Origin of the sequence: Chitinophaga caseinilytica, assembly GCF_038396765.1 — a bacterium.
Lineage (GTDB): Bacteria > Bacteroidota > Bacteroidia > Chitinophagales > Chitinophagaceae > Chitinophaga > Chitinophaga caseinilytica.
In genome coordinates this window covers 989,624-1,009,846 of the sequence record NZ_CP150096.1, presented here as the reverse complement: position 1 = coordinate 1,009,846, position 20,223 = coordinate 989,624, and the positions used below count along the sequence as shown (strand labels likewise).

At 55.1% G+C, this 20,223-nt stretch carries 16 protein-coding genes and 1 pseudogene; 10 read left to right on the top strand and 7 right to left on the bottom strand.

Annotated elements, in window-relative coordinates:
- Positions 1-34: 34 nt before the first annotated feature.
- Positions 35-2,067: pseudogene (locus WJU22_RS04300) on the bottom strand (S46 family peptidase).
- 253 nt (positions 2,068-2,320) lie between these two features.
- Between WJU22_RS04300 and WJU22_RS04295 the strand changes: the two are divergent.
- Positions 2,321-2,794, top strand: coding sequence for an META domain-containing protein (locus WJU22_RS04295; RefSeq protein WP_341842033.1), 474 nt, complete (start codon positions 2,321-2,323; stop codon positions 2,792-2,794).
- Between the two features lie 23 nt (positions 2,795-2,817).
- A complete protein-coding gene (locus WJU22_RS04290) occupies positions 2,818-3,264 on the top strand; it encodes a hypothetical protein (protein WP_341842032.1) in 447 nt (148 codons plus the stop codon).
- 76 nt (positions 3,265-3,340) lie between these two features.
- On the opposite strand, the gene WJU22_RS04285 is transcribed toward WJU22_RS04290, so the two are convergent.
- On the bottom strand, positions 3,341-4,783 hold the full coding sequence (locus WJU22_RS04285) for a Gfo/Idh/MocA family oxidoreductase (protein WP_341842031.1): 1,443 nt from the start codon (positions 4,781-4,783) through the stop codon (positions 3,341-3,343).
- 264 nt (positions 4,784-5,047) lie between these two features.
- Between WJU22_RS04285 and WJU22_RS04280 the strand changes: the two genes are divergently transcribed.
- On the top strand, positions 5,048-6,634 hold the full coding sequence (locus WJU22_RS04280) for a peptide MFS transporter (RefSeq protein ID WP_341842030.1): 1,587 nt from the start codon (positions 5,048-5,050) through the stop codon (positions 6,632-6,634).
- 70 nt (positions 6,635-6,704) lie between these two features.
- On the opposite strand, the gene WJU22_RS04275 is transcribed toward WJU22_RS04280, so the two are convergent.
- Complete coding sequence (locus WJU22_RS04275) at positions 6,705-7,388, bottom strand: gluconate 2-dehydrogenase subunit 3 family protein (RefSeq protein WP_341842029.1); 684 nt, start codon at positions 7,386-7,388, stop codon at positions 6,705-6,707.
- A gap of 5 nt (positions 7,389-7,393) precedes the next feature.
- Complete coding sequence (locus WJU22_RS04270) at positions 7,394-9,127, bottom strand: GMC family oxidoreductase (protein WP_341842028.1); 1,734 nt, start codon at positions 9,125-9,127, stop codon at positions 7,394-7,396.
- Between the two features lie 104 nt (positions 9,128-9,231).
- On the opposite strand from WJU22_RS04270, the gene WJU22_RS04265 reads away from it, so the two are divergent.
- Positions 9,232-10,716: a gluconokinase gene (locus tag WJU22_RS04265; protein ID WP_341842027.1), complete on the top strand. Its 1,485-nt coding sequence runs from the start codon at positions 9,232-9,234 to the stop codon at positions 10,714-10,716.
- A 93-nt stretch (positions 10,717-10,809) separates the two neighbouring features.
- On the opposite strand, the gene WJU22_RS04260 is transcribed toward WJU22_RS04265, so the two are convergent.
- Positions 10,810-10,944 (bottom strand): hypothetical protein, encoded by a 135-nt coding sequence (locus WJU22_RS04260; protein WP_341842026.1) that lies wholly within the window; start codon positions 10,942-10,944, stop codon positions 10,810-10,812.
- A 45-nt stretch (positions 10,945-10,989) separates the two neighbouring features.
- Entirely contained in the window at positions 10,990-12,858 is a 1,869-nt protein-coding gene (gene mutL / locus WJU22_RS04255) for a DNA mismatch repair endonuclease MutL (RefSeq protein ID WP_341842025.1), read from the bottom strand.
- 267 nt (positions 12,859-13,125) lie between these two features.
- Here mutL and msrB point away from each other — a divergent pair, with 267 nt between their 5' ends.
- Positions 13,126-13,593, top strand: coding sequence for a peptide-methionine (R)-S-oxide reductase MsrB (gene msrB, locus WJU22_RS04250; RefSeq protein WP_341842024.1), 468 nt, complete (start codon positions 13,126-13,128; stop codon positions 13,591-13,593).
- A gap of 123 nt (positions 13,594-13,716) precedes the next feature.
- Positions 13,717-14,265 (top strand): SRPBCC family protein, encoded by a 549-nt coding sequence (locus WJU22_RS04245; RefSeq protein ID WP_341842023.1) that lies wholly within the window; start codon positions 13,717-13,719, stop codon positions 14,263-14,265.
- Between the two features lie 168 nt (positions 14,266-14,433).
- Here WJU22_RS04245 and WJU22_RS04240 read toward each other — a convergent pair whose 3' ends face one another.
- A complete protein-coding gene (locus WJU22_RS04240) occupies positions 14,434-14,715 on the bottom strand; it encodes a YciI family protein (protein WP_126248448.1) in 282 nt (93 codons plus the stop codon).
- A 181-nt stretch (positions 14,716-14,896) separates the two neighbouring features.
- On the opposite strand from WJU22_RS04240, the gene WJU22_RS04235 reads away from it, so the two are divergent.
- The 4 genes from WJU22_RS04235 (at position 14,897) to WJU22_RS04220 (ending at position 20,194) form a co-directional block, all read left to right on the top strand.
- Complete coding sequence (locus WJU22_RS04235; protein ID WP_341842022.1) at positions 14,897-16,618, top strand: DUF4836 family protein; 1,722 nt, start codon at positions 14,897-14,899, stop codon at positions 16,616-16,618.
- Between the two features lie 94 nt (positions 16,619-16,712).
- Positions 16,713-17,363: an ATP-binding cassette domain-containing protein gene (locus WJU22_RS04230; protein ID WP_341842021.1), complete on the top strand. Its 651-nt coding sequence runs from the start codon at positions 16,713-16,715 to the stop codon at positions 17,361-17,363.
- A 1-nt stretch (position 17,364) separates the two neighbouring features.
- Complete coding sequence (locus WJU22_RS04225; protein ID WP_341842020.1) at positions 17,365-18,555, top strand: ABC transporter permease; 1,191 nt, start codon at positions 17,365-17,367, stop codon at positions 18,553-18,555.
- 7 nt (positions 18,556-18,562) lie between these two features.
- The gene (locus WJU22_RS04220; RefSeq protein WP_341842019.1) at positions 18,563-20,194 is read left to right on the top strand and encodes an amidohydrolase family protein; all 1,632 of its coding nucleotides are present in this window, start codon (positions 18,563-18,565) and stop codon (positions 20,192-20,194) included.
- Positions 20,195-20,223: the final 29 nt, after the last annotated feature.

Here is a 20,223-nt window from a genome sequence, read left to right as displayed (position 1 = left end):
TTGCCGGGATTTTTTTATGGTCGGAACGGAAATCTTATTTCACGATTTTCAGTTCGTTGATGATGTTTTTGGCACCACCCAGTTTGTCGATGCACCAAAGTACGTAGCGGATATCTACGTTGATGGTACGGTTGTAATTTTTGTCGAACTGGATTTTGTGGCTGAGCGCTTCGTAGTTACCGTCGAACGCGAGACCGATCAGTTCGCCGTTGGCGTTGAGGACGGGCGAGCCGGAGTTGCCGCCGGTGATGTCGTTGCCGGTGATGAAGCCTACCACGAGGGTTTTACGCTTCGCGTCGATGTACTGGCCGAAATCTTTTTTCTTCACGAGGTCGATGAAATTCTGGTGAAGATCGAACTCGTAATCGCCGGGTTTATATTTCTCCATCACACCGTCGATCGTGGTTACGTAGTCGTAAGCCACGGCGTCGCGGGGGAGTAGGGTTTCACCTGGCCGTAAGAAAGGCGCATGGTGAAATTGGCGTCGGGGTAGCGGTTCGCGTTAGGCGTGCGCAGGGCTTCGCCTTTCAGGTAGAGGCGGCCGAGCTCGTTGTTTTGCGCGGTGAACTGGGCGTAGATCGGCGCGTATTTGGTGGCGTAGTTCTTCACGAAAGCGGAAGCGTAGGCATACGCGGGATCTTCCTGCAGTGTAACGGCATCAGGCTGGCTGATGAAGGTTTTCCATTTCGCGTCGTTGAAGATGATGGTGTTGTTGAACACGTTGGCGGCCCAGGTGCGATAGGTTTTTTCGTCGCTCAGGTCGCCGAAAGATTTCAGGCCTTCGTAGAAACCGATGGGGTGCTGGTCTTTCGGGATATCCTGGTAATAGCGCATGGCCATGGCGGCGAGGATTTTCTGATCGGAGGGTTTGTTCTCGTCTTTCAGGAAATTGGTGCGGGCCTGGTCTGCGGCGTTGGCGGCGGCTTTGATGTCACCATTTTTGAGGATGGTGTTTTCGAGCTGCGCGAGGGAGCTGGCGTATGCGGCGAGGGGCGAGCCGAGGATGCCTTCCATGAGGTAGAGGCGGACTTTTGCGTAGGGAGACCATTTCTTGTAAATGTCTTCATACTGCGTAAATACGGGCTCGAACTCGGATTTGCCTTTGGCCCATTGCTGGAAGGATGCTTCGTTCTTCAGTTTCTCTTCGTAGACGTGGTACTTCAGCAATTGGGCGGTTTCGCCGTCGAAGAATTTCCAGTAGTTGGCGATGCCGGCGTAGGAAGATGCGAGTTGCAGCTTCACGGCGGGATCTTTCTTCATTTCTTCGAACATGTATTTGAGGCGGATGTCGCGGAGGCCGACGATGGAAGGGTTTTCCACATCAGTCTTCAGTTTCACGCCAAGGGAAGTTTCGTAACGGTTGGTGCCGCCGGGGTACCCGAAGATCATGGCGTAATCGTTTTCTTTCACGCCTTTGATGGAAACGGGCAGGAAGTGTTTCGGCTTGAGGGGAATGTTGTTGGCAGCGTATTCGGCCGGTTTGCCGCTGGCGTTGCCGTAAACGCGGAACACGGAGAAGTCGCCGGTATGGCGGGGCCATTCCCAGTTATCGGTATCGCCGCCGAACTTGCCTACGTTTTCGGGAGGCGTTCCTACGAGGCGAACGTCGGTGTAGCGTTCGTACACGAAGAGGAGGTATTGGTTCCCCTTGAACATGGGCACCACTTTAGCTTCGTAACCGTTGCCGTCGGTGGCGGCTTTCACGATATCACCGTAAGCAGCCTGGAGCTTGGGGTTGCGATCGGCCAGGGTAGTGCCTTTGATGGCTTCTTCCACTTTGGCGGTCACGTCTTCCACACGCACGAGGAACTGAACGGAGAGCCCTTTGGCAGGGATCTCTTCCTGCTTGCTGCGGGCATAAAAGCCGTCGCGCAGGTAGTTATGTTCCACCGAACTGGCAGACGCGATGGCGCCGTAACCACAGTGGTGGTTCGTAAAGATCAGCCCTTCATTGCTCACGATCTCTCCCGTGCAACCTCCACCGAAAATGATAATGGCATCTTTAATGGATGATTTGTTGATGCTGTACAACTGGTCTTTCGACAGCTTCAATCCTTTCTTCACCATGTCGGCATAAGTTTGCGGCCCCAGCAGGTAAGGGAGCCACATGCCCTCGTCCGCTCTTACCAGCTTGACAGACAGCAAAAGCAGCAACAGGAATAGATTTTTCTTCATATGTTAGATTTTGTAAGGGCCCAAACCTACCGATTTTTTTCATAATAGCCCTTACCGGCCATGGAAGTCAACAATTGAAGGTGCCGTGGCGTTAAAATGGCTTGATGATTGATAAGAAAAACAAATACACCATAAAACCACTATCATGAAACAGTTACTGCTTCCCGCCCTTGCCGCCCTGGCCATACTGGCCGCCTGCCAAAGTTCCCAACAGCAATCGGGTACCGATTCCGCCGCCGCGGCAGCCGCCGTTACGACAGATGGGGCGCCCGCATGGCCGCTTTCCGGCACCAAATGGGTGTTGAAGGAAATCGTGAACGGCCCTAAAGACACCAGCAACTGGGGGAAGGAAATTTATATGCAATTCGTGGATTCCTCGTCGCAGGTACGCGGCCATCTCGGCTGCAACGGCTTCGGCGGCAAATTCGTGGCCACGCCCACCGGCGAGCTGGCCGTGTCCGACATCATTTCCACCCAAATGGCCTGTCCGGCCCTGAACGTGGAAAACGCTTTCAGCCAGGCGCTGCAAAACACCAATAAATACACCATCGAAAAGGATATCCTCAGCATTCAGCGCGGAGATTCCGTTTTAGCGACATTTACCGCCGTAAAACAATAATAATCACCTAAAAATCAACGTATATGAAGAAAATACTCATCGCCCTCGGTGCAGCCGCCATCTTTGCGGCCTGCCAGAACAAAACTGCCACTACCGGCGAGGATACTTCCGCCAATGCGAAGATCCACGAAGGGGTAGATTCCATCCAGGAAGGCCTCGAACAGAAAGCGGATACCGCCGGCGCTTGGTTCCAGCGGCAGAAAGATGAAGCATCGGCCTCCATCAAGGAAAAAATGGATTCGCTGGACGTGCGCATCGAAGAGCTGAAAAAAGACGGCAGCGCGAAAAGCAAAAAAGCGCAGGCCAAACTGGAAGCCGCCCGGGCAGACCTCGCCAAAGCGGCGGATGACGTGAAAAACGCCACGGTGGATGCGTGGGACAAAACGAAGGAAGGGCTCGATAAATCGCTGAAGAAAGCCGACAGCGAGTGGCAAGAGTTCAAGCGCGATTTCAAGGAACTGTTCCGTTAGAACAAGTAGCGTATCGTATCTATAAGAAAAAGGGCGCCTCCGGTCGGGGGCGCCCTTACTATTTCGTAAAAACTTCTTACGCACCGAGCGTCCAGCCGTCGCGATAGGTACGCTTCACGAACTGGTTGGCTTCGTCGAAGTTGGTGATCTTCATGTTCGGGCCATCCCACAACAGTTTGATGTAACGGCCGGGATAGTCGAAACCTTTGCCGTCGGCTTTGGGCTTGCGGATATCGTAGCTGCGGATGGCGAGGTTGCCCATGAGGATGGTTTCGGTGAGCGGGCCGGCGATCTCGAAGGGGGCCGACAGTTCTTTCTTACCGTAACCGGCGATGCACGCGTTTACCCACTGTACGTAATGGCCTTCGGGCACGCGGGCGATGGTTTGCTTCACGTTCACTTCCGCATTGCGTTTGGAAGGCAGCAGCGAAGGGTACATACCATAGGTTCCGCACATCATCTTGCCTTTCGTGCCTTCGAAAATGGCGCCGTTGCCGCCGTCGCCCATTCTTTCATTGGGGCCCAGCTCTTCGGGGCGCGCGGGTTGGATGCCGCCGTCCATCCAGTGGAGTTTCAACGGGCCGCGTTTCGTTTCGAAAGTCATGATCACGTGGGAAGACGGGGGGCAGCTTTCCGGGAAATAGCCCTGTTTGAATTCGTCTACATACACGCTGCCAACGCTGGCTTCCGCGGAAACGGGGTAGCCGAGGCCGAGCACGCGGAAAGGAGGTTCCACGATGTGGCAGCCCATGTCTCCGAGCGCGCCGGTACCGTAATCCCACCAGCCGCGCCAGTTGAACGGAACGAGTTTGTCGACGAAGTCTTTTTGCGGGGCGGTGCCCAGCCAGAGGTTCCAGTCGAGGTCGGCCGGTTTGGTGCCGGGCTGTGCAGGCCAGGGAATTCCCTGCGGCCATACGGGGCGGTTGGTCCAGCAATACACGGTATGTACATCGCCGATGAGGTCGGCATTGTACCATTCCATGAGCTGGCGGACGCCGTCGCCGGAGGCGCCCTGGTTGCCCATCTGGGTAACTACTTTATATTTTTTTGCGGCCTGCGTGAGCATGCGCGCTTCGTAGATGTCGTGGGTGAGGGGTTTTTGAACGTATACGTGCTTGCCGAGCTGCATGGCGGCCATGGCTTGCACGGCGTGGTTATGGTCGGGGCTGGAAACGGTTACCGCGTCGATGTTTTTGTGTTCTTTGTCGAGCATTTCGCGGTAATCCCGGTAGTATTTTGCTTTGGGGAAGCGTTTTACGGACCCTGCTGCGCGGCTGTCGTGAACGTCGCACAGTACGACGATGTCTGCCGGGCCTTTGGAAATCTCGCTCAGATCGCTGTCGCCTTTACCGCCAACACCGATGCCGGCAACGCGAAGCCTGTCGCTGGGCGCGGTGTATCCCGGGCCTCCCAATACGTGACGTGGAACGATCATGAAACCTGCAGCGGCGGTAGCGCTGTTGGTTAGAAATGATCTACGTGAAATCTGGTTTCTTTTGTTATTTTTTCCCTGAACCATGATTTGATAAATTTTCGTTCAATATAATAGAAAAAATTATAGAAAAAGCAATAATCTCTATGAGCGGCATCCTGTACTGTCCTGTGCTAAATCGATTTTTTCAACCAGGAATTGTTGTTGGGGTGGGATGGGCTTACCGTTCGTCGGGAATGTTGGTGGGGATGTGGTTTTTTATCCTATTTTTAGCCGTCTCAAACCTTATGTTACAACATGTCGACTAACCGCAAACATCCGGTAGCCTTACCGTTTTTATTCTTTTCCGAGATGTGGGAACGATTCGGTTTCTACCTGCTGCTCGCCATTCTGCAACTATACCTGACAGACGCCGAGAAGGGCGGTTGGGCCATGGACCGCCACGCCGCGGTCGATATCTTCGGCACCTTCATCGCATTCGTATATCTCACCCCGTTCATCGGCGGGCTCCTGGCCGACCGTAAGATCGGATATTCCAAATCCATCATCATCGGGGGCATCCTCATGGGGATCGGGTATTGCGGGCTGGCCGTCAAAGACTTAACGGTTTTCTACTGTTCGCTGGCGCTCATCTGCGTGGGCAACGGCTTCTTCAAACCCAATATCTCCACACTGCTGGGCAACGTTTACAACGACCCCCGGTACATCGAGCGCAAAGACACCGGTTATAACATCTTCTACATGGGGATCAACATCGGCGCCTTCATCTGCACCTTCTTCGCATCGTACCTCCGCAACAACATCAACTGGGGCGCAGCGTTCATCGCAGCCGGCATAGGCATGTTCCTCGGTGTCATCATCTTCGTTGCGGGGCTTAAACATTACCGCCATGCAGACGTCCTCAAGCCCGTCCAACCCGGCGATATGCCCCTCGGCTCCATCTTCGCGCAGGTATTCGTTCCCGTACTGATCGTGGGCTGCATCGGCTGGTTCATCCCCGGCAATATCTTCGGCACCGATTCTACGGACGCGTTCATCTTCGCCTGCCTGCCCATTATTTACTTCTTCGTGAACCTGCTGCGCAAAGCTTCGGGAACAGACAAGCAACCCGTAAAAGCCCTGCTCGCCGTGTTCGCAGTGTCTATCATGTTCTGGGCGGTATTCAAACAAAACGGTACCGCGCTCACCACCTGGGCGCAGTTTTATACAGACCGCGAACTGTCTGCCTCGCTGACCGGCCCCGCCAACGCGCTGTCCCTCGCGGAAACCACCACCAACCAAACCGGCGAAGTGGTAGCGTACGACCATGAATTCCGGGTTATCAAAGACGAAAACGGCAAACCGGTGAAGGAAATCGGAAAGCCTGTTTACTTTAAGAACGTGGCGCCCGAAAAAATGCCGGCGGAAGGAGCCACCATCAGTCTCGTCAACACCGAACAATTCCAATCCATCAACCCGTTTTTCGTGATCATCCTCACGCCGCTCGTCGTCGCGTTCTTCACCTTCCTCCGCAAACGGAAGAAAGAACCGACCACGATGACCAAAATCGCGTGGGGGCTCGTGATTTCTTCCGTATCCACTTTCTGCATGGTGGCGGCCGTCATGGTTTGCGATAACGGCGCGGTGAAAGCAGCGCCCTGGTGGCTGTTCGGCAGCTACGGCATCATCACCGCGGGAGAATTGCTCCTCAGCCCGATGGGCCTGTCGCTCGTATCGAAACTCAGTCCTGCCCGCCTCACTTCGCTGATGATGGGCGGCTGGTTCCTGGCCACGTCTATCGGCAATAAATTGTCGGGCGTGTTGGCCGCGATGTGGGACCAGTACGACAATAAAGTCAATTATTTCCTCGTGAACTTCCTGTTGCTGGGCGTTGCCGCGGGCACCATCATCCTGATGCTGCGCTGGCTGAACCGTGTGTTTAAGGAACACGCGCACTGATCCGCCGGGGAAAAATAAAAAAGCGACGTCCATTACGGGCGTCGCTTTTTTTTATGCATTTCAGATGGGATCAATCGTCCCAGGTCATGAGCTTGGTGCGGTCTTCCTTCTTCAGGCAAACGGCCAGCATTTTTTCGTCGTACGCGAGATTGTACTGTTTGAGCACATCGTCCGGAACGCCGTCCCATTCATTGGGCCGGTTGCCGGCGTACCCCATGTCCTTGATGCCCATTTCGCTGGTGAAGAAACCTGTGGCGGTGAGGTTGCGCATCAAACTGAAGAACGCTACGCCCTGGCTCATTTCCGGCGCCGCTTTTTCGGGGAACGCGATCTGGTCTACCATGGCCAGGCGTTTGTCGGGCTCCAGGTCGGTGAAGATCTTGCCGTACTGTTTCTGGGATTGCACATCGAGCCAGCGGAGGCCGCCGCGCATGGGCAGCTGGTGCCTGGGCTGGTCTTTCACGATGAAATCGATGAACTCCGGCACCTTGGCGTCTGTAGCCGATCCGGAAGTTTCATCTTTCGGGATGATGATATCTGCGAGCACGGTGATGGTTTTCATCTCCGCGTCTGTGAAGAATTTTTCTTTTTTGAGCGCCTCGTCGCGGAGCACTTCTTCGGGCGTACGGCCGTAGAATTTCCCGGTTTTGGGTGCTTTGTCAGCCTCTTTGGTGCTGGTTTCGCAGGCGCTGAGGATAACGCCGGTGGATACGGAACCTATCAGGAGGGCTTTGAGCGATTCTCTTCTGTCCATGATGATCAGAGATTTTGTTTTTTCAATTCGTCCACGATGTAATTCGATGCGCGCAGCGACAGCGCCAGGATTGTCCAGGTAGGATTTTTGTCTGCCTGCGAAACGAAAGCGCCACCATCCACTACAAATACGTTTTTGGCGTCGTGGGCCTGGTTGTATTTATTGAGGACGGAGCGTTTGGGATCGCTGCCCATACGGGTGGTGCCCACTTCGTGGATGATCCGGCCCGGGTTTTCGAGACCGTACATGGTTTCTTCTCCGGGTTTGGTGCCCAGGGGAATGCCGCCCATCTGGTGGATGATCTCTTCGAACGTTTCGTGCATATGCCGTGCCTGTTTGATCTCGTGCTCGCTCCATTTGTAATTGAAACGGAGAACGGGAATGCCGAATTTATCCACGACGTTCGGGTCGATTTCGCAATAGTTGTCTTCCCGCGCGATGGCTTCCCCGCGACCGGCGAACCCGATCGTGGAACCGAAGAACCGGCGGTAATCGTTTTTCAGGCTGGCGCCGTAACCGCCGGCGGGAGCGCCGCCGCGGTTGGGGTCTTTCATATGCATGCCTTCGATCCCGAAACCGAAACCGTAAGCCGGCATGCCCATTCCGCCCCAAAACTCGATGTGGTAACCGCGGGCGAAATCGAGCTTCTTATTGTCGAGCCACCAGGGAATGTACATATGCATCCCTCCCACGCCGTCTTCGTTATACCGTTTCCGGTCCATGAGCGAAGGCATGTACGCCCCGCGCGAGGCGCCGGTGGAATCGTGCAGGTATTTTCCGACCAGGCCGCTGGAATTGGCGAGGCCGTTCTTATGCATGGGGGATTTGGAATTGAGGAGCAACCGCGCCGATTCGCAGGCGCTCGCAGCCAGCACGATCACGCGGGCATCGATGCGGTATTCCTGCATGTCGGATTTATCGACATAGCTCACGCCCGTTGCTTTACCGGATGCGTCCGTCACAATTTCCCGCGCCATGGCGCCCACGTACAAATCCACGTTGCCGCTTTTCATGGCGGGTTTCACGAGCACGGTGGAGGAGGAGAAGTCGCCGTGAACGGTACATCCGCGGCTGCATTGCGAGCAGAAGAAGCACGCGCCGCGGTCTTTGTTCACCGAGCGGGTGAGGATCGACAGGCGGGAATGGATCACGGGGATGCCGAGCTTATCGCCGGCCTGTTTTACCATCAGCTCGTGGAGGCGCGGTTTGGGAGGAGGGAGGAAATAGCCGTCGGGCTCGTTGTAAATCCCTTCCTTCGACCCGAAAACCCCGATCATTTTGTCTACCTGGTCGTACCAGGGCTTCACTTCATCGTATCCGATCGGCCAGTCGTCTCCATGCCCGTCGAGGCTATAATGTTTGAAATCGTTCGGTCCGAAACGGAGGGAAATGCGGCCCCAGTGGTTGGTGCGGCCGCCTACCATGCGGGACCGGAACCAGTCGAATTTACTGCCGTTCTTTTGTGTGTAGGGCTCGCCTTCGATCTCCCATCCGCCGTAAGCGGCGTCGAAATCGCCGAAGGGCCGGGTGGTGTTGGCGCCCCGCCTGGGCGATTCGTAGGGCCATTTCAATTGGGTCTGCTGCTCCGGATCGGCAGGGTCGTACTTCGGGCCCGCTTCGAGCAGTGCCACTTTCAGCCCCGCGTCTGACAGCACTTTGGCCGCCATTCCGCCGCCAGCGCCAGATCCGATGATGCACACATCGTACGCTTTCGCTTGTTTTTTTATCTCAAATGCCATTGTAAGTACGTGGATTTTTGTAGCGTGATTTAACCTGAAAGATTTTAAATCTATAAATTAAATACGGAAAATGAAAGGGGTTTTTTACTTTCGGGCTCTATTCTATGACAACAAAATCACCATATATCCTCGGTGTAGACATCGGAACGGGGAGTGCGAAGACGATCGCGGTGACCACGGCGGGGCAGATCCCCGCATCCCGCAGACAAACTTATCCCACCCTGGAGCCGGTTCCCGGGTATAGTGAGCAAGACCCTGAGCAAGTGCTCGCCGCTATCATCAAGACCATCCGCGAAACCGTCGCGGAAATGGGTTACGCCCCCGCGGCCATCTCGCTGAGCAGCGCCATGCACAGTCTGCTGGCCGTTGATGCGGACGGTGAGCCCCTCACGCCCGTGATGACCTGGGCCGACAATCGCGCCGAAGATTATGCCGCCGCCCTCCGCAACACGCCGGAAGGAAAAGATATCCACCGCGCCACGGGCACACCCATCCACCCGATGTCGCCCCTGTGCAAAATCCAGTGGATCCGCGAACAGCAGCCCGAAATCTTCGACCAGGCCGCCTGTTTCGTAGGGATCAAAGACCTGTTCCTGTTCCGCTGTTTCCACGAATTCATCACCGATTATTCCCTCGCCTCGTGCTCGGGGCTTTTTGATATCCGGGCGCTCGACTGGTACGCCCCCGCGCTGAAACTCGCCGGCATTACAGACGACCGCCTGCCCATCCCGGTAGAGACCACACGCCTCCTCATCGGCATGGACCCCGCCATGGCACAGGCCATGGGCGTTCCCGACGGCACGCTCATCATGGCCGGCAGCAGCGACGGTTGCCTGGCGCAGCTGGGCTCCGGCGCCGTGGAGCCCGGGCATGCCGCGCTCACCATCGGCACGAGCGGCGCCATCCGCGTGATGAGCCCCAAGCCCGCCGATGATCCCGCCGGAAGGATTTTTTCTTACGTGCTCACGCCCGAACATTACGTTTGCGGCGGCGCCATGAACAACGGTGGCGTGGCTTTACAATGGTTCTCGAAAGCATTCCTGCCCTGGTCAGACTATAACGATTTCCTGAAAACGGCCTTCACCGCGCCGGCCGGCAGCGATGGACTGCTATGTTTGCCCTACATGCTGGGCGAGCGCGCCCCGGTGTGGGACAGCCGCGCATCCGGCGCGTTCGTGGGCATGCGCCAGCACCATGGTTCGCCGCATTTCCAGCGGGCGTTGGTGGAAGGGATTTGCTTTAACCTCCTCAACATCGGCGAAGCCCTCGAAAGCGTGACGGGCGATATTCGTGAAGTGACGGTGAGCGGTGGATTTACCGCGTCGCCGTTGTGGATCCAGTTGCTGGCGGATATTTTCCGCAAGCCCATGCTCCTGCACCAGGACGAAGACGCCTCCGCCCTCGGAGCCGCCATGCTGGCCTGGCACGCGCTGGAGCAGGTAGACGCGTGGCAGTTCAATTCCGCCGCCGCCGCGCGCGTTTTCGAGCCCGCCGCGGAACATGCACCAGTTTACGAACGCAATTACCGCGCGTATTCCATGTTATATGAACGATTGAAAGATGTCACCGACATCCTCCGGGAAAAATAAAAAAAGACAGCCGCCTCGAAAGAAGCGGCTGTCTTTTTATGGAATGATGGAAATGTTGTCGATGGAAATTGAACGGATAAAACCCCGGGCGGTTTACTTCGCCAGCAGGCCGATCAGTTCGATCACGAGCGAAATCAGCCAGAAACGGGACTGGAAACGCTCCTTTTTCGAAGCGGTCGACCGCGCGAAAAATGCGTATCTGGAACCGGTTGTTGCTTGTTTATTCATGGCCGTTCGGTTTGGATACTATCAAGATACGGAAAAGTCTGCGTTCTAAAACCCCCTGTCGAACATTTTCTCCAGGTCATTCAGTTTAAAAGAGATGAACGTGCCTCTGCCGCCGGGGGAAACATTGGGCATCGAACAGGCGAACAGCTCGTCGATGATATTCTGCATCTCGCGGGAGGTCAGCGGTTTACCGGAAGGGATGGCGTTGTTGCGGGCCATGCTGCGCACGAGGCGCTCGCGGCGGTTGTGTTTCAGTTCGGTACTGAAATTCTTGAACTGCTCGAGCAATCCTTCGATGCTGGCCTGTTCGTTGCCGGATTGAATATCGGCCGGCGTTCCGCGCACCACAAAAGTATGCTGGCCAAAAGGTTCCAGGTCGTAACCGAGGGCCTGCAGGTCGGGCAGCATTTCGTGGACGATGATCGCATCCGCAGGTAACAGTTCCAGCGTTTGCGGGAAAAGGCTTTGCTGGGTAGCGATGGGTTTTTCGGCGAGGGCGCGGAGATATCGTTCGTACAGAATACGTTCGTGCGCCGATCGCTGATCTACCAAAATGAAACCTGATTTGATCTGCGAAAGGATATACTGCTGATGCACCTGCACCGGCCCTTTCTGGTCGTGCGCTGCTTCCTGCCAGCGTTCGTCGATAACGGAGGCGGTAGAAGTGGGAGCGGCCGGGAATTCGGAAGGCGGCGGCAAGGGGAAATCGTTGTCGCGCGCGGGCGGCGGGCCGTACAGCTCTTTCCAGTGCTGCAGGTTGCTGTTGGCCGTTTTATCGATCACGTGCGCCTGGTTGGCGCTCGTAAAGGTTTTGTAGATGGAAGTGCCGGTCGACTGTGCTTTCTTTTCTTCGGTGAAAGGCTGCGTGAGCGCGTCGAGCTGCTGGATGCCGGGGTCGAGGTCGAAATCGAGCGCGGGCGTTACGCTGAACTGCGCCAAAGCGTGTTTGATGGCCGATTGCACGAAAGCGTACAGAATGCGCTCGTCGTCGAACTTGATTTCCTGCTTGGTGGGATGCACGTTAATGTCCACATGTGCGGGATCGAGGTCGATGAAGAGCACGTACAGCGGGAAGCTGTCTGACGGGATCGTTTCCGCGAACGCGTTCATCACGGCATGGTTCAGGTAGCTGGATTTGATGAATCGGTTGTTGACGAAGAAGAACTGGTCGCCGCGGGTTTTCTTGGCCGTTTCCGGTTTCCCCACAAACCCGTGGATGTTCATATAATCGGTGCTTTCCTTAACGGTGACGAGTTTGGAGTTGTAATGCTGGCCGAGGATGGAGACGATCCTTTGCTTGAGGGAGCCTTTCTCGAAATGGAACATCTGCTGCCCGTTGCTGTTCAGCGAAAACTGGAGATGCGGGAAGGCGAGGGCCACGCGGATGAATTCATCGACGATATGGCGCATCTCGGCAGCATTGCTTTTCAGGAAGTTACGGCGGGCCGGCACGTTGAAGAAGAGGTTCTTCATGGCGATGCTCGTGCCCACGGGCGCCTGGCAGGGCTCCTGCCGGCGGATGACGGAGTTGTCGATCTCGATGAAAGTCCCCAGTTCATCGTCCTGCCGCTTCGATTTCAGTTCTACCTGCGCTACCGCGGCGATGGAAGCCAGGGCTTCGCCCCGGAAACCCATGGTCCGGATCTGGAAAAGATCGTCGATCGACCTGATTTTGGAAGTCGCGTGCCGTTCGAAGCACATCCGTGCGTCGGTGTCGCTCATCCCGCTTCCGTTATCGATCACCTGCACGAGCTCTTTGCCCGCATCTCTTATAATGAGTTGGATTTCAGTAGCCCCAGCGTCCACCGCATTTTCCAGTAACTCCTTTACCGCCGATGCCGGCCGCTGGATCACTTCGCCCGCTGCTATCTGATTCGCAATATTGTCCGGTAATAAATTGATGATATCCGCCACTTACCTGCCTTTTGGCGTAAAGTTAGGAAGAAAAAATATTGTTAAATACATGAAGGCGTACAATCCATACAGTTGTACGTTTCGTACCTTTAAGGTGCATAGACGGAACAACACATATCCAGATTAATAATTTATAAATAATTATGTTCCGTAGGTATTGTGCATATTAAAACTGAAGCCATGAGGACATGGACCTACCTATTATTAGTTGTAGCCATGACAGTCAGTCATTGTTCCTACTCACAAAACGGGACTAAAAAATCATTTATGGAAGAAAAAAAGAGCCCGGTGTATTCCCGCACAGACACGGGCAAAGTCAACCTATCAGATGCAGAGTGGAAAAAGATCTTACCCAAGGATGTGTACGACATTGCCCGTGAAAAGGGTACTGAGTGGGCATTTACGGGAAAATTCTGGAACAGTAAGGAGCACGGGACGTATTATTGCGCGGCTTGCGGCAATCCGCTGTTCGTTTCAGACACGAAGTTCGAGAGCGGCTGCGGATGGCCAAGTTTTTATCAGCCTGTCAGCAAAACGAGCGTGATCTATACGCCCGACAATTCTCACGGCATGCAGCGTACCGAAGTGCAGTGCGGCCGGTGCAAGGCGCACCTGGGGCATGTGTTCGACGATGGGCCGCCGCCGACCGGGCTTCGTTATTGCATCAATTCGGTGATCCTGGATTTCGAGAAAGCGCAGGACGCGGAAAAGAAGTTCAACGGGAAAGAAAAGTAATTCACATCCAAAAAACCTGACTGTATGCTGCCGGTGCAAATTCCTTTGCGCCGGCCTTTCCAATGCAACGTGGTTTCCATCCGCCGGAAAAATTCGGTAAATTGTGGAAAACCAGCTATCCCTTTGAGAAAATTCTTCTATTACAGTGCCTGGGTGATCGGCATGACCATGGCTTTACTGGCAATTCTGCTGCTGGTGGCCCCCACGCATGTTCACATCGAGCAATCGGTATTTATTCACGCGCCGCCTGCCGCGGTGTGGGACCAAACCGCCCGTTTCGACCGTTATAATCAATGGAATACCCTCAAGGAAAGGGAGCCTGATGCGCAATTCAGGATAAACGGGGTAGATGGTACGGCCGGCGCGTCTACCACCTGGACCGGTAAAAAAATCGGCTTCGGCCGCCTGCGCCATCTTTCCCTTACGCCCCATACAGAAATCCGCCAGCAGCTGGAGTTCTTCGAACCGCTGGCCTCCATTTGCGATATCTCCTTCAAATTCGCCGATTCCGCCGGCGGCACCCGCGTGTCGTGGAGCATGGACGCCAAATATCCCCGCCCGCAGAATATCCTGGGCATGTTCATGAAAGACAATCTCGAAACCGATTTCCGGAAAAGCCTCCAGCGCCTGAAATCCGCCGCCGAAGCGAACGTTTCTGCCGGCAGGAAATAAGTTATAGCTTGATAATCAATCGTTTGATGAAAATGTGCCCCCCGGTCGCGGTAGCGCGGCTGATAGCATTTTTGATGATCGTTCCGGATGAAAGGGGAGCGCCGGGAAAGAACGCCGGCAAGTGTGAGCTGGATAAGTTGGCTAGTGAGTGGTTGAATAAAAGGCAGATCAGGAGCTGATGCCGGCCATCTCGAAAGTATTCGGCTCGAACTCGATGATGTCGTAAACGGCCAGCTGGAATTTGTCCATCGGGTCTTCCGCCAGGATGGCTTCCACTTCCCTTCGGCTGCCTGCGCGGCAAACGATGATGGAGCCCGTGCGGGGCTTGCGCCTGCCGGTGAGGATGAAGCGGCCTTCACGGACCTGCTTTTCCAGGAAGACGTTGTGCGCTTCCATATAGTGCTCGATAGCCGCCAGCGGGCGGATGTACTGTAGGAGGATCAGGTACATAAAGGTCAGATATGGTCTTTCAAAAAAATGGTTAAAATCCTGAATATCTGCCAAAGGTATGTAAATTGCGCAAAGTAATCGAGCCAACGCCCGCCAGGGAACAAATTTAGACGCATTAGCAAAAAAGCTTGTATTTTCGCCTCTAATTTTCAAATCCATTTTTCTTAACATCTCTTTCTTTATGAAACGATCGATCCAAAAAGCGCTCCTCTTTATGACTGGTGCGGCGCTTATTCTGTTAGCCTCGTGCTCCAAAGCCCCCGAGTCGGGAAAGCATATTCCTAAAAATGCCGCCATCGTTTTCGGATTCAAATCCAAACAAATCCAGGACAAACTGGCCAAAGACGGTCTCACGATCGACAAGATCTTCGAAACCCTCCAGCAGTCCGACACCTCTAATAACTACGCGAAAGCCCTCGCCGACGCGAAAAACTCCGGTATCGACCTCCAGGGCGACGTATTCTTCGCCATGGTCCCCGGCGAAGCCAGCGGCAACATGAGCATGATCGTTGTAGCCGACGTTTCCGACGCAGCGAAACTCGAAGCGTTCGTGAAGGAGAAATCCAAAAAAGAAGTGAAAGCCGGTAAGGACTTTAAATATGTAGAAGACAATAACAGCGTGGTTGGCTTCACCGCCAAAACCATGATCGGCATCGCCACGATCGACCAGGGCAGCCGTTACTTCGACAGCGAAGATACCGCCAAGCCCGTGGCCGCTTCCGGCACCGCGCTCCTCGAAAAACTGTTCACCCTCAAAGCAGACGAATCTGTTGCCACCATCGCGTCTTTCAAAGACATCAGCAAGGAAAAAGGCGACATCCTCTTCTGGATGAGCAGCGAAGCCCTTTATAATATGAACGGTGCCAACGCTTCCGGCATGGGCGCCCTCATGGCTTCCAACATGAAGAAAATCACCGAAGGCGCTTTCACCACCGGTTCCGCCAACTTCGAAGCCGGCAAGATCGATTTCGATGCCTGGTCTTACACCAGCAAAGAGCTCGCCGCCATCATCAAAAAATACCCCGTTGAGAAAATCAACGTTGCCGCCATCGAACAATACCCTTCCGATAACATTTTCGGTTATGCTGCCATTAACTTCGACCTGCGTATCATCGGCGAACTGCTGAAACTGATGGGCATGGACGGCTTCGCCAACATGGGCCTCTCCGAAGCACGCATCACCCTCGACGATCTGCTGCTGGCTTTCAAAGGCGAAATGACCCTCGTAGGTTCCGACTTCGCTGCCGTTCCCAAACCTACCGAATGGGACAGCACCGCTACCAAACCCGAAGCAAAATGGATCTTCAGCCTGAAAGTGGGCGACAAAGCCGCTTTCGAAAAAGTAATGGCTTCTCCCATGATCGCACAGTCGCTCACCAAACAGAGCGACGAATACGTTCCCAACATGCCTCTCGGCGAAGTTTCCCTGTCGATCAACAGCAAGCGCGTGCTCGCTGCTTCCGATGCTGAGCTCCTGAAATCTTACGATGAAGGCAAAGGCAAAGCAAAACTCGACGGAGACGCGCTCGACAACGCGAAAGGCAGCTACGGCGCTTTCTATGTTGACGTGGAAAAAATCATGAACGCCATCCCTTCCAAACAAATGGAACTGCCCGATAGCATCAGCACCGATCTGAAATCCCTGCTGAAATCCATTTCTGCGAAATCCGAACAGTTCAGCGGCGACAAATCCCATTCTTCCGGCGTGGTACTGTTTAAAGACCAGTCGAAGAACGCGCTCAGCCAGCTGTTCAATTTCACCAACAAAGTGTACAACTGGACCAACGCCAAGCGTAAAGCCGACGAAGCCCAGTGGGGCGAGCCTGCTGCTGACGCAGTAACCGTAGACAGCGCCATGGTTGAAGATGCCGCTGTTGCAGCACCTGCAGTTGAAGAAAAATAGTCGCATATCGATACCGATATTTCCGAAAGCCGCCCTTTTCCAAAGAGGCGGCTTTCTTTTTTTGCCTATATTTAAGCCTAACATCCATTTCAACATGCAGATCGAGCTTTCAGCCGTGGTGCCGGTTCCCCTGCGCGACAGGATCCGGCAGCGGCCATCGGACATCTGGGACCGGGAGGTCGCCTTCCAGCCCGGACAATTCGTCAAGATCAAAGCCCCCTCCGGTACGGGCAAAACCACACTCGTACATTATCTCTACAACATCCGATACGATTATACCGGCACCATCAAGGCCGGCGGAAAGCCCTGGGCAGATTATTCCGCCGCGCAACTCGCCGCCATCCGCCAGGATAATATCTCCGTCGTGTTCCAGGACCTCCGGCTGTTCGACCAGCTTACCGCCGAAGAAAACATCGAACTGAAACGGGTCATGAACAACAAACCCCTGTACCCGGCAGAGAAAATCCGTGAATTCGCCGAACAGCTGGGCGTAACGCATGTGCTCGGCCAGAGCGCCGCCACGCTTTCGTATGGAGAACGGCAGCGCATCGCCATCATCCGCGCCCTCATGCAGCCGTTCCAGTGGCTGATGATGGACGAGCCCTTCAGTCACCTCGACGAAGGCAATACCGCCAAAGCCGCGAAACTGATCGACCAGGAATGCCGCGCGCGAAACGCCGGGTTCATCCTCACCGATCTCGACCACGATCAACATTTCAATTACGACGTAACCTATCAGCTATAGCATGCAATTCAACCGGATTTTAAGAAAGATCATCCGCACCGGCGTCGGCAAAAGCCGCTACTGGATGGCCATCATCGGCCTCGGCGTAGCCATGCTGCTGATCCTCGTAGCCCTCCAGGTGCATACGGATTTCAACGAACTGCTGCATGGCAGCCGGAACCAGAACGAACGGGCCGATTATCTCGTGGTCAACAAACTGATCACCAACGATATGATGGGCAAGCCGGAAAAAACGGTGTTCACGCCCGAAGAGCAGAAAGATTTTGCCGCACAGCCTTTCGTGGAAGCTTTCGGCGCTATCACCGCCGCGCAGTTCAACGTGCAGATGCAGGCCGACCAGCTGGGGTTCCAGACGCTCGCGTTCTTCGAAGCCGTGCCCGATACTTTCCTCGATGTAAAATCCGACGAATGGAAATGGCGGGAAGGCGACCAGATGCTGCCGATCGTGGTGCCGCGCGATTTCGTGAACATGTTCAACTTCGGATTTGCACTGGGGAACGGCATCCCGCAATTCTCCGAAACCTCCATCAAAAGCCTCACCCCGGAAGTCATCATTTCCAATGGCATGCAGCAGGGGCAGTTCAGGGGAAAGATCGCCGGATTTTCCGATCGCATCTCCACTGTGCTCGTCCCGCAGTCGTTTATGGACTGGGCGAATGCGCGCTACGGAAAAGGCGTGGCCAAACTACCGTCGCGCGTAGTGATCCGCGTGAAAGACCCCAGCAGCATCGAACTGAAAAACTATCTCGAGCAACATAACTATTCGACCGATTCCGAGAAAACGAAATACAACAAAATCCGCGGCATCGTGCAAACCATCGTGAGCGTGGTCGGGTTTTTCGGCGGCGTGCTGCTCATGTTCGCGCTCCTCGTTTTCAGTATGTTCATCCAGCTCGTCATATCGTCGTGCAGGAAAGAAATCCGGTTGCTGGTGACATTGGGTACCGCGCCGAAGCGGTTACAGCATTACCTGCTGGGCCAGCTGGTGCCGGTGTATTTCGTGACGGGCGTGATAGCGCTGATCGTAGTATCTGCCGCGCAATGGTGGGCCAGCGGCGTGCTGGCGAAGCACGGGATGTTCGTGGCGCCGTACCCCGGCATCATGACCATTATCGCCACGCTGGGGATTTTGGCGCTGGTGTATATCGTGAACCTGGTGACGGTGCGCAAGGAGATCCAAGCTCATACCTGACCAACATATGAAATCCATCCTGACCCTTTTCCTGGCCATCGTCTGCGCCGGCAACGCCTTCGCGCAGCGGACCATCCTGCATTGCGGCACCCTGATCGACGGGGTGCTCGACAAGCCCCGGCAAAATATGTCCGTCATCATCACGGGTAACAAGATCACCGCGGTGCAATCCGGATTCACGGCGCCCGCGCCCGGCGATAAAGTGATAGACCTGAAAAAGCAAACGGTCATGCCCGGCTGGATGGACATGCACGTGCACATCGAGTCCGAAACGAGCAAGTCCGCCTATTCCGATAAATTCACACAAAACCCCGCAGACCTGGCTTTCCTGAGCGTCCGCTACGCGGAAAGGACTTTGATGACGGGTTTCACCACCGTCCGCGACCTCGGCGGAACGGGCGTCAACATCGCCTTGCGGAACGCCATCGCGAAAGGGCTCATCACTGGGCCGCGGATTTTCACGGCCGGCAAATCCATCGCCACCACCGGCGGGCATGCCGATCCCACAAATGGTTACAACCGCGCGCTCATGGGCGATCCCGGGCCGGAAGCCGGCGTGGCCAACGGGCCGGACGAGTGCCGGAAAGCCGTTCGCCAGGCATATAAATTCGGGGCAGACCTGATCAAGATCACGGCAACCGGTGGCGTGCTCAGCGTGGCGAAAGACGGCAGCAGCCCGCAATTTACCGACGAAGAACTGGCCGCCATCATCAGCACGGCGAAAGATTATAACATGAAAGTGGCCGCCCACGCACACGGGACCGAAGGCATCAAACGGGCCATCCGCGCGGGTGTTAACTCCATAGAACACGGAACGCTGATGGACGATGAGGCCATGGCGCTGGCGATCAAGCACGGTACCTGGTATGTGCCGACCATCACGGCGGGCCGGTCTGTGGCCGATTCCGCGAAAATTCCCGGGTATTATCCCGAGATCGTGAAGCCGAAAGCGGAAGCCATCGGCCCGCAAATCCAGAAAACATTCGCCAAAGCCTGGAAGAAAGGCGTGAAAATCGCTTTCGGAACAGACGCGGGCGTTTATCAACACGGCCGCAACTGGCTGGAATTCGTGTATATGACCGACGCCGGCATGCCCGTGATGGACGCCATCAAATCGGCCACCATCAAGGCCGCGGAACTGCTCGGTGAAGAAGCGCGCCTCGGCAGCGTGGAACCGGGCAAACTGGCAGACTTCACCGCTGTGGACGGAGACCCGATGAAAGACATTCAGGCGATGGGCCGGGTGAGCTTCGTCATGAAAGACGGCTTGATTTTTAAACAAGGAACCACTAACTTGTCTGTCCAAAATCAAACGGCCATGTCATCACAAAAATTCGTGCACGTAGTAAATTTTTATCTGAAACCCGGTCTCACCGCAGCGGAAATCCGGACATTTGAAGAAGGCGTGAGCTCGCTTGAAAAAATCGAGACGCTGAAAGTCTTCAACGTCGGCAAACCCGCCGGCACAGACAGGCCGGTGATCGACAAAAGCTACAGCTACTGCCTGTTGACCGTTTTCAACGACGAGGCTGGGCACGACATCTACCAGGAACATCCCGTCCACCTGGCGTTCATTGAAAAATGCAACGCACTTTGGGAGAAAGTGGTCGTCTTCGACTCCGTAACTATTCCACAATAACCCTTACGCGAAAGGGAGCCTGCTGGCTC